Origin of the sequence: Microcoleus sp. (genome assembly GCF_049646505.1) — a bacterium.
In the GTDB taxonomy this organism is placed as follows: domain Bacteria; phylum Cyanobacteriota; class Cyanobacteriia; order Cyanobacteriales; family Microcoleaceae; genus Microcoleus.
This window is the reverse complement of sequence record NZ_JBARVX010000660.1, coordinates 1-10647: the sequence shown is the minus strand read 5'-3', so window position 1 is coordinate 10647 and position 10647 is coordinate 1. Positions and strand designations below refer to the sequence as shown.

General features: G+C 48.1%; 8 protein-coding genes. 7 read left to right on the top strand and 1 reads right to left on the bottom strand.

Features of this window, described 5'->3' with window-relative positions; translation table 11 throughout:
- Positions 1-354 precede the first annotated feature (354 nt).
- A complete protein-coding gene (locus WBA89_RS30090) occupies positions 355-993 on the bottom strand; it encodes a transaldolase family protein (RefSeq protein ID WP_424411338.1) in 639 nt (212 codons plus the stop codon).
- A gap of 636 nt (positions 994-1629) precedes the next feature.
- On the opposite strand from WBA89_RS30090, the gene WBA89_RS30085 reads away from it, so the two are divergent.
- From WBA89_RS30085 to WBA89_RS30055, 7 genes are all read left to right on the top strand, one after another.
- On the top strand, positions 1630-1857 hold the full coding sequence (locus WBA89_RS30085) for a hypothetical protein (protein ID WP_424411337.1): 228 nt from the start codon (positions 1630-1632) through the stop codon (positions 1855-1857).
- 555 nt (positions 1858-2412) lie between these two features.
- A complete protein-coding gene (locus tag WBA89_RS30080) occupies positions 2413-2667 on the top strand; it encodes a hypothetical protein (protein ID WP_424411336.1) in 255 nt (84 codons plus the stop codon).
- 182 nt (positions 2668-2849) lie between these two features.
- Positions 2850-3821, top strand: coding sequence for an Hpt domain-containing protein (locus tag WBA89_RS30075; protein WP_424411335.1), 972 nt, complete (start codon positions 2850-2852; stop codon positions 3819-3821).
- A 367-nt stretch (positions 3822-4188) separates the two neighbouring features.
- Positions 4189-4650: a Fur family transcriptional regulator gene (locus tag WBA89_RS30070; RefSeq protein WP_424411334.1), complete on the top strand. Its 462-nt coding sequence runs from the start codon at positions 4189-4191 to the stop codon at positions 4648-4650.
- A gap of 488 nt (positions 4651-5138) precedes the next feature.
- Positions 5139-7358, top strand: a complete 2220-nt coding sequence (locus WBA89_RS30065) for a hypothetical protein (RefSeq protein ID WP_424411333.1) — start codon at positions 5139-5141, stop codon at positions 7356-7358.
- 243 nt (positions 7359-7601) lie between these two features.
- Complete coding sequence (locus tag WBA89_RS30060) at positions 7602-9560, top strand: DUF3685 domain-containing protein (protein ID WP_424411332.1); 1959 nt, start codon at positions 7602-7604, stop codon at positions 9558-9560.
- 256 nt (positions 9561-9816) lie between these two features.
- Positions 9817-10302: a CRR6 family NdhI maturation factor gene (locus WBA89_RS30055; RefSeq protein WP_424411331.1), complete on the top strand. Its 486-nt coding sequence runs from the start codon at positions 9817-9819 to the stop codon at positions 10300-10302.
- The last annotated feature ends 345 nt before the right edge of the window (positions 10303-10647 follow it).

The window sequence follows — 10647 nt, the reverse complement described above, 5'->3', positions numbered from 1 at the left end:
GAGGGGGAATGTGCGATCGGTTTGGTTGTCTTGGGGGATATCTGCGATCGCCGCGGCAAAGCCGTTCCCGTTCCGAGGGGTTCCCGAAGGGTAGGGTGAAAAGAGAAATCAGAAGATGTACGCCCTTCCTTTGCATTCTTAGCCTCTTCGCGGTTTAATCGTTCCGATGCTACCGGATTTGATATAATATTATGTGCGGCTAAATAAATATAATTCTTGTCAGGGCGGGTTCACCAGTATTTTCAACTTCAGAACCAACAATTGCATCAACCCGCACCCGCCCGCACTTACTAATAGCCAATTCCCAGTTACCAATTTCCAAATAATCAACAGGTTGTGGAAATGGATTTGCTATTATCCCAAAATTCCCCGCCCGTTTTTGGAAAATTCATCAACAGTTTGCTGCGATAATTCGTGAAGTGTCATTGCTTGCAATACATCAAAAGGCAATGTCAAATGATGCGCGCCGGCTAATAAAGTCTTTACTGCTTCTTCCGGCGATTTAATGCTAGCTGCTAAAATCTCTGTATTTGTTCTCTCTAAAACATTAGCCATATCCCGCACTAGGGCAAAACCGTCTCCTAGCAGTCTGGTAGCGCGATTCACGTAGGCGATCGCATATTTTGCGCCGGCCCCGGCCGAAACAACGGCCTGGGCGGCACTGTAAATAGCTGTCACCGCACAAGGAATTTCCCCCGACAAATGCGCGACTGTTTGAAAACCGGCCGCCGTTGCTGGAACTTTCAAAACTGTTTGCTGTCCAATTAATTCAAAAGCCGCTTTTCCTTCTGCTACCATGCCATCAACATCAGATGCCATTAGCTGATAGTACACTTCCCCTGCTGTCAGTTGTGCCAGTTGTTTGAGCGTCTCCTCAGAAGAGAACTCGCTTTTGGCCAAAAGTGTGGGATTAGTAGTAATTCCCGCAATCCATCCGAACTCGATCGCCCGTGCGGCAGTTGCTATAATTGCAGTATCAACATAAATTGCCATCGGCTCTACACCTTTAGTTTCTTAATAATTTCCAGACGTTTGGTTTTAGCTTGAGATAAATCAGAACAAAATTCATTCTTCAGCTTTAACAATATCAGAATCTCGGAAATCTGACTCTTAAGTAAATATAACAATTCAGTGACGTGCATCACAGACAATAGTGTGCGATCTGAGAATGCGTAATACCGTGTCTGCAGTCGCAGCTACAATTAAATTGGTTGGTAGTGAGGACTTTAGTCCTCAGAAAAGTCAGAGGACTAAAGTCCTCACTACAAGCGCGCTGCGGGACACCCCACAAGATTTAGATTGTTTTTTGACATTCAGTTTAAATGTGGGAACAGCTTGCTCCTCAGAAAAGTCAGAGGACTAAAGTCCTCACTACAAACGCGCTGCGGGTTATTTTCCCGGACACAATACGAGCTGGAAATTCAACAAGATTTATGTCGTATAACCGGGTTTTTGAAGCCAATTACATCAATGCTGGTGAAGATAGCCGACCGCTCTGTTCAAAAATTATAAATTGCTCGGCATTTGTATTTTTTTTAGCGTACCTAAAACAGCCAGTTTCCGGATAGATATAAATTGCATTTGTAGTAATGGTTATGTATGCAATCACTCAAGGAGGTGACTCAGATAATGACCGAAAAAGAAAATCAGCAACGACAAGTCAGCCTTGAGACATCTGCCGCACAAGCTCAGTTTGAAGAACCAGCAGCAACCGCTGAAGAATTGCCGGTCGATGTTAAGCCTGAAACTCTGTCTCAAACGGTTGAAAATAACGCCACAGACCGCTTGAAAGCCCTAAGCCGTTTGATGATGGTGAGCCTAACTTGGTCGCTGGCGGGGCTTTCTAAACCCAAGTAAGTCATGCAGCGCTACCGCAACGGGCGAGTTATGAGTTGTAAGTTGTGTGGGAATTTTATTTAAATCAAAACTTACAACTCTGGGACAGACATAATTTTTGGTATTTTATAAAAAACTTGGTTGGTAGTGAGGATTTAGTCCTCTTTTTAATGACTAAAATCTTGAACGCAGCGCTCACAAGTTTTACTTGGTTCCTTCAAATGGTTCCCAAAAAGTCTGTTTGGGACGGGTAGCGCGCACTTCCCAAGGCGCTTTGAGGACTGCAAAAAATTCTCGAAAACTGTAGCGAATCATCCTAGATTGCAGAAATTTCCCTCAATCGGCGGTTGCTAAAGCGATCGCCTGTACGGCAAACTTGCGACAAGTATAAACAGGGCTGGGTGAAAGTTTTGGGTGAGAAACTGCCAATTACTGCTATTTTGCCAGGAACTCCCCAAAAATAGGTAGGAGTTGGTAACACGCAGCACAGTCAGGATTTTTCATGCCTTTCGATAGATCGATCGACCTCAACATTTTGGGTACAGTGGAACAAAAGATAAATTGTGGTTTGACACTATGGCATCCTCCCAACCCCTCAAAGGTATTGAATTGATCGACTGCGCCAAAGCCAACGCCCAACAAGGAATCGCCGAGGCCGCGCAGCTTTGCGGCTATCAAGGCGACCTCAACAGCTTCTCGCGGGAACTGAAGCAGGCTTGCCAAAACATCGGCGTCGAAGTTAAGGAATTGAGCGACTTGATTACGGATCAGCAGGTGATGAAACAAGGAATGGGCATTGAAATTGCTCCAGATACTCCTTCAGAACTCTAGGCTCGATCTCCACCGCGCCAGTTTGACAGATCAAATTGCCCCGACAACAGTATTTTGAGCCTGCTAGCTGAGGCAGGCTAGAATATCTTGCAGGAGTCGCGTTCCGACTTGGCTGGAGTCGCGTTTCCTCCCGCCAACAGGGTGCTTTCTGGAGGGGGGCTGAGATTGTTAGGAGGACTGTCGTGTCAGATCAGCAAGACCGAATTATGCGTTTGTTTATAGAGGAGGCTAAGGAGCACCTCGATACTCTAGAAAATGGTTTAGTGGATTTGAAGTCCACGATGAAAGACCCCGAAAGCGTCCAAGAGATGTTCCGAGCCGCCCATTCCGTCAAAGGAGGGGCGGCTATGCTCAGCTTGGATAGTATCAAAACAACCGCTCACCGCTTGGAAGATTGTTTTAAGGTACTCAAGGACGGGCCAGTCAAGCAGGTTGACCAAACGGCAGAATCCCTATTTTTAAAGGGAGTTGATACGCTTAAGGATTTGCTGTTGCAACTGGAAGGGCCTTTTGGCTTGAGGAACGAAGAGGGAGAAAAACTCGTTCAACAGGTGATGCCAGTTTTTGCTCAACTGGAAACTCATCTCAAAAACTTGGCTGCGGGTAAAGTTTCGGCTGCTGCTGGGGTGGCTCGCGGGGCCGGGGCAGCTCAAACAGCGGGCGCTGTGCCGGCGAATTTTGCTGCGGAAGTGATGGTTTTACTTAAGGAAATGTTGCAGGGGTTCAAACAGAAAGAATCGGCTGCTAGTCGCGAGCAGTTGGCGGCTGTGTGCGTTCGCCTGTACAAGTTGGGAGGTAAAATTGAGACTTGGCAAAATTTAGTTAAAACGGCTAGAGGGGCGATCGTTAATCCTAAAAACTCTTATAAAGTCTTAGCTCCGCTGATTATCAAAGAACTCAAGGAAGCTGGGGATTTGGTGCAAGGGGCGAAAGCCAAGACGATCGCTCCGAGTAAAAATTTGCTACTTTTGGCAGCAAGCCCAAAAACTGTAGAAGCAAGCGCTCCAGCAACCGCAGCACCACCGGCATCGAAGGAAGTAGCTCTTCCCGCCGACCCGAAGGCGGTAGTCAGGCTTTTGCTCAAAACTTTCAACAAAAAGCAACTTTCGGAAATCGCCAAGTTACTGGTTCATGCTATCAAATCCTCGAAGTAGGAGTTGGAGTTGTTGCGGTAGAAAATAGGGTCAAAGCAATATTTTTGAGACGGAAATTTTCTGCTGCGCGCTCACAGCAGGCTCGTAGACTTGAGTTGCACAAGTATTCGATCGATCTGTCAACCGCAGATTTCTAGCGTACAAACACTGATGGACGCAGATAATTCAATAATTGAAAGCGATTGAGTGCAACTCTGGTCTAGTGCGGCAACGGTTAGTCGATAGGGGCATTGAAGATTTACGGATTTTTGATTTTTGCCTTCTATCTTCTACTGTTGGGCAACCCTGCGCTAGAATCTAGATATAAGATCGGCGTGCAGTATTGTACCAGAATTAAACATCGAGCAGGCTCTAGAAGGCGGTAGCTGTGAAACCAATTCGTTCATTAGAAGATGCTTTAAACCGCTGTCAGGCGGTGGGAATGCGCTTGAGCCGCCAGCGTCGATTTATTCTAGAGCTTTTGTGGGATGCAAAAGAACACCTATCGGCTCGGGAAATTTACGATCGCCTCAACCAACAAGCTCATTCGATCGGTCATACTTCTGTTTATCAAAATTTGGAAGCCCTTTCGAGAGAAGGGATTATTGAGTGCGTAGAACGTTCGGAGGGGCGCTTGTACGGGAATGTCAGCGACTCTCACTCTCATGTCAACTGTCTGGATACGGCTCAGATTCTTGACGTTCATGTGGAATTGCCGATCGACTTGATCGAACAAATTCAACAGCAAACGGGTGTAAAAATTGTAGACTACCGGATAGATTTCTACGGGTACCGATCGGGCGCGCCCGACACGGAAGCACCGAGTGCTAGCGATACAAAGGCTTCTTAACCAGAAAGCCCTGCGCTGCCTGCTGCCAAACCGATTGTTGGGACTGCGGCAGCGGGCGGGTATAAAATGATTCAAGTATCGATTTGCGGTCGATCGTGCCACAATTGGGTTAAGTTTTGTTGAGCGGATTAACCGAAAAAATCTGTTCAACCCGCTGTACGTAAAACTTGAGACCTTAGCTTAACTCCCGAATTCCACTGCCAAGTCAAATCTCAAATCTTCAATCCCCCAATCTCAAATCAACTGACGAAGGCTTTATTGTGTTTTTTCTGCTAAACTTCCAGCGAGAGCTGTGAATAACAGTTGGATAACTGGTATGATCTACGTGCTTATAGAGCTTAAAATACTTTAAAGCCAGCAGTGGGGGGGACACAAACCTCACTATAAAACGCCGTAGAGGGAAAGATTTCCAGTACCTTGAAGGAAGTTCTCGATCTCCTTAACAGGAGTCAGAATCCCACATCACAATCTATGGATTTGATGTGGGAGTGTCACGCAGAGAGCGCATTACAGGACAAGCTGAAGTAATGGCGAGACGACAATCTAACCAATTCCACACACCACCGCAGTACAACCCGTCCCCCAAGCCGACTGCACAGTTGAGTGCAGAGGCGATAGGCGAGGCGAGTTCCTCAGCAAGGGTGCTGCCGACAGACGAAGGCAAAAGAACTTTTTGGCAGTGGCAGCTCATCTGGCTGAGTCTCCTAGTGGGATTTGGAGTAACCGGTGCTGCTGCATTCCTGTGGTTGCTGACGATGCCTCCGCCACCCAATTGCCAGCAACTGTCGCCGCTGGCGGCGGACGGAGAGCGACTTTACTGCGCTCAGCAAGCGGCTAAATCGGGCAAGCTAGAACAGCTAGAATCGGCAATGGCACTGGTTCAGGCTTGGCCGAAAGAACACCCGCTATACTCGCAGGGGCAACATTTGATCGGAGAATGGTCGAAAGCCATGCTGGGATTCGCCAGGGCAAAAATTGAGCTGGGGGATTTGAAAGGGGCTCTGGAGATTGTGGGGAAAATTCCCAAAACCAGTCCGTCTTACCCAGAGGTACAGGACGCTGTTACTGCTTGGGAAAAAAATTGGGAGGAGGGCCAAAAACTCTACGATACAGCGATCGAAGCTTTGAAAGCTGAGGATTTAAAGAAGGCCTGGGATTATGCTCAAGCTTTGTTCAAACTGGAAAATATTTTCTGGAGTCAGAAGCGCTACAACGAGCTGATCCAGCAGATTTCTTTGGAAAGAAACGGCTGGCAGCGCTTGCAAGAGGCGAGAGATTTGGCGAAGGATGGAACTCCGCAGAAGTTCGCTGAGGCGATCGTCCTGGCTCGCAAAATCGACTCGAAGCTATGGGCGCGGGCTAAAGCTGAGAAGGAAATTGAGGGCTGGAGCCGGACTTTGCTGGCAATGGCTACTAAGCGGTTGGAGGCAAAAGACTTGCCGGGGGCGATCGAAGCGGCTTCTGTGGTGCCGCAAAATACGCCGCTGTTTGCTGAAGCTCAAGATTTGATGCAGTTGGGTAGAGCTCAGGCGGTGACGTGGAACCAGTCGATATCAACGCCGCTGCCGCAACACATTTTTAGCTTGCTAGAAGGGCAGGGCGCTGCTAGCCAAATTGCTCCGGGCCGCCCTCTGTACAAGCAGGCTCAAGTTCAAATTGAAAATTTGCAGGTGCAGTTTCAAGATTTGGTGCGGCTGCAAGTGGCGAGTACGATCGCCACTTTCGGTCAGATAGGGACATTTCAGGCAGCGATCGAGCAAGCGCAAACCATCGGGCCTTCAGCGCCGCGGCGGATTCACGCTCAAACTTTGGTGGCTGCTTGGCGCCGGGACATTCAGCGGATCGAAGACAAATCTTTTGTGACTCTGGCGAAGCAGTTGGCAGAAACGGGAACGGTGGAAGGACTCAAGGGCGGGATGGCTCAGGTACAGCTCGTAGCTCTAAACCGCCCCCGCAGAATAGAGGCGCAAACTCTCCTGGCTCAGTGGACGAAACGCATAGAAGTTATTCAAGATCAACCTTTTTTGGATGAAGCTATCGCCCTGGCGAAGGAAGGAAAACTGAGCGCGGCTATTGATAAAGCTTCGGAAATTAAGAGCGGTAGGACTCTGTACGCCAAAGCTCAGGATAATATCTATCAGTGGGTGAGCGAACTGCAAATTGCTAGAGACAGACCGATTCTCGATCGAGCTGCTGAATTGGCGTCTCAAGGTAGTCTGTCGGCGGCGATCGATATGGCTTCCCAAATCGGTTACGGTAGGGCGCTGCATTCAGAGGCGTCAGGTGCGATCTGGCGCTGGAGTGCCGAACTCAGAGCCAACACTGCACCGCCGCCGGAACCCGCTCGCGAGTACGCGCCTCCTGCCGAGGAGTACGCTCCGGCTCCGCGACAGGAAGAGTACGCCCCGGCTCCGCGACAGGAAGAGTACGCGCCAGCTCCGCGACAGGAGGAGTACGCCCCGGCTCCTGAGCCATACTATCCCCCCGCCAGACAAGAGGCTCCGGCTCCGGCTCCGGAACCTTACTATCCGCCGGCTAGGGAACCGGAACCTTACTATCCTCCGGCTAGGGAGCCAGAACCTTACTATCCTCCAGCTCCGGCTCCGGCTGCGGCTCCGGCTCCAGCTCCAGCTCCGGCTCCGGCTCCGGCTCCGCCTTCGATTCCTGAATCGGCCGGGCCTCCCGATGCTAGTTTGCTTCCCGAGTAATTGGGTTTTCTGGCGATCGACCTCTAACATCATGTCCGGTAGATTACTCCATCAGATCCTAGGGGCGGGTCGATCAAAAATATCTGCCAACAATCTCAAAAACCTGCCCCGCTTTTAATCCGGCTCGATCAACCTCTAACATCATTTCCGGTTGCATCGGTATTGTTCAAACTCTCAACAGCCAACTCTCAACATCATTCCGGTGCAACCGGAATTGATATAACATCTCAAATCTAAAATCGAGTGAGTAATTTGCAACTGCTGTCGATCGATAACGATCCCATTTTCCGGCTGGGGCTGCGAGTCGCCTGCGAGCAATCTCCAGACTTGGAAGTTGTCGCAGAGGTTTCGACTGTCTCGGAGGCCCTGCAGGTTTTAGAAGCTCGCTCCATTGACTCCGAAGCCGCCGAGAAACCCCCTGATTTGGCAATTTTGGGTGTTGAAACCTTAAATTTGCGATCGGATGAAAGTTCGGCGCCCGCAGTTTGTCGCGAACTCAAAAGTTTGTACCCCAACCTGCCGCTCTTGCTGCTAGGCGAACCGCTGACACCGGAGTTGTTGGCGATAGTACAAGCTGCAGGCGCGAATGGCTATTGTCCTAAAGGTAGAGATATTTCTGTGACAATGGAAGCTATTCGCGCAGTGGGTTCGGGCAGCACTTATTGGCCGGCGGATGCGACAGCTAGCTCGAAAATACAGCTAAATTCAGCAGCAATTGCAGCAATAGAAAACTCTGCTGCAATTGCTGCTGAGGAAAATCCAGATAATCCGATAGTCGATCGACCTTTACCCCAAAACATCCTGACTGATGCTTGTGTGTCTGGATTGCGGGAAATAGACTCAGCTTTGGCGCTTGTCAAGGCTGATTTAGAAGAGGTGAAAGCGGCAGGTGCGACGGATTTGCCCTCTATTTTAGACCGGGTTTTAGTCAGCGGGCGCCGCCGAGAATTGCTGGCTGCTCGCTGGATTGTCAGTCGGCTATTATTTGAAGCAAGTGGCAAGAATAGCAATGGAAGTCGGAAGCAGCAACTCAGAAAAGGCAACAAAGAAGAGGAAAACGCCAGAAGGAAGACGCCAGAAGGAAGACGGGAAAATTTGTTGAATAATTCTCAGTTGCAAGTTGCGAATTCTCAAATTGCCACGGCATCTTTGGTGGTGGCAAATGATTGGCAAGGCAGTTTGTTTGACTCGGCGGCTGCTAAATTGCAGTTTGATTTGGTGAATTTGACTGGCGTGCCTTTGGAAATCGATATTTTGCGATCGGCTCAAAAGCGCGAATTGATGAGTTCCATTTTGCGGAAGTTAGAAGATTTGTTGGAGGAATTGCGCTTTTCGCAAGTGCAGCCAACTCAATTGTCAGAAAAAATGCCTGCTATTTTGCGGGATTTGTGGGAATCGACAATTATAGATTTTTTTGGCAGATATTATACACTGCAAACGGGAGAAAATCTGGTTTTAGACGGCAGTCAAACAAGCTTGAAACTGCCAGAAAGTCCAGGGGGAAGTGCGGCGGATCTGTCGATCGGCAGCACCGTAGAAGTTGTGCCGGTGCTGCTGGCAGATGAAAAAGCAGTTGCGGCCCAAATCCTTGACAAAATACCCATGAGTGTTGATTTATTTGCTCATTTGCTATTTGAAATTCCGCTAACAGTTGACAATCTCTCTTGTGTTGCTGGCAGCCCGCAAGCGATGCAGCGAGCGGAAGCTTTGTTAGAAAATTTGGCAATTCAAATTGCTAGCGGAGTGGTGCAGCCCCTGCTGAATAATTTTGCAAATATTGAGGAAATCAAGCAAAATTTTTACGACGGGAAGTTGATGTCTACTAGGGAAATTGAGCGGTTTAGGAATAATTTATCGTGGAGGTATCGCTGGGATAGCTATTTGGTAGAACCAAAAGCTATTTTTGAAAGCAGGTTTTGGCTGTTTGTTTTGGGCGATGCGGGAATTAAGAGAATTTCTATTTATGCTCCGAGAAATCGGGAGCTAGCACAGCTTTCTGGGCGGCAGTTGGCGTTGACTTTGCTGCTGGAAGCGAGGGATGCGATCGCACCTAGAGTTCGCGGGGTGATTTCGCTGTTGGGTTCTGCTGTTGTTTACGTTTTGACGCAGGTTATAGGGCGGGGAATTGGTTTGATCGGGCGGGGAATTATTCAGGGAATTGGTAATTCTTTGCAGGATGGCAAGTTTGGGAAAAATGGGTAATTAGTCATTAGTCATTAGTCATTAGTCATTAGTCATTAGTCAGTAGTCATTAGTCATTAGTCATTAGTCATTAGTCAACAGCCAACAGCCAACAGTCAACAGCCAACAGTCAACAGTCAAAAGTCAGCTAAAATATTTATAGCTGGTGGTATGATAACTAAACGGTATACAGTTGACTATCAAGCAATTGGGTGCTGGACTCTCGGATTTATCTGTGGGATTAATCTAAAACTTAATGTTATAAGGTTGACTTTTTATGAGTATTATGATATCGATTGATGCCGATCGCATAAACAGTTTAGATTTGTCTCCGGTGCGTAGTGCGATCGAACAGTGGCTGGCCTCCGGGGCGATCGCCCAAAACGAACAGCAGCTACAATTTGAAATTGAGTATCCGCGCGAAGAATTAGATCCGCGAGAAATCTCCGAAATTCCCGAAGTGCGGCTGTGGTTTATCCGCTTGGATGCTTGTTATCCTTGGCTGCCCTTTTTGCTGGATTGGAAAGGTGGAGAATTGGCCCGCTACGCGGCGATGTTGGTGCCGCATCAGTTCCACCGCACCCAAGGCATTCAGTACAATCCTGAAGCATTAGAAATGTTTTTGATGAGCAAAATTTTTGTGTTGACTGATTGGTTGAACCAGCAGGGAATTCCCAGCAAATCGAAGTTGATGGCGATGTCCCAAATGTTTGGTTACGATTTAGAGGACGCTTTTTTTGATGTCATTGTGCCGCACAAATAGGCGATCGGACATCTCAATAATATCATCCTAATTAGGTAGATAAATCTATACCTTAAGACTTACGCACAAAGGTATAAACCCGGTTTTTTCCCTGGTGGGGCGACCTGGAAAGCTCGCCCTACAAGCTATAACTTAGATTGAAAAAGCTTAATTAATCTTAACAGCAACCGCAAAACGGCTTTAATACAATGCTTTAACCAGCGTCATTAGCAATTTTGTTGCTTGACTTCACGCTTTCCTCAGAATTTAGAGTTAGCTTAAATATATAAGTAGGTGAGAATGTTCTTAGGAATGAAACCCATGTGGTCGATCGCATCTTCCATCTTCCTGATGACGTTGTACGGA

Coding starts and splice junctions, on each gene's coding strand:
- WBA89_RS30090 (WP_424411338.1), bottom strand. CDS start 993: ATGGCAATTTATGTTGATACTGCAATTATAGCAACTGCCGCACGGGCG.
- WBA89_RS30055 (WP_424411331.1), top strand. CDS start 9,817: ATGAGTATTATGATATCGATTGATGCCGATCGCATAAACAGTTTAGAT.
- WBA89_RS30080 (WP_424411336.1), top strand. CDS start 2,413: ATGGCATCCTCCCAACCCCTCAAAGGTATTGAATTGATCGACTGCGCC.
- WBA89_RS30085 (WP_424411337.1), top strand. CDS start 1,630: ATGACCGAAAAAGAAAATCAGCAACGACAAGTCAGCCTTGAGACATCT.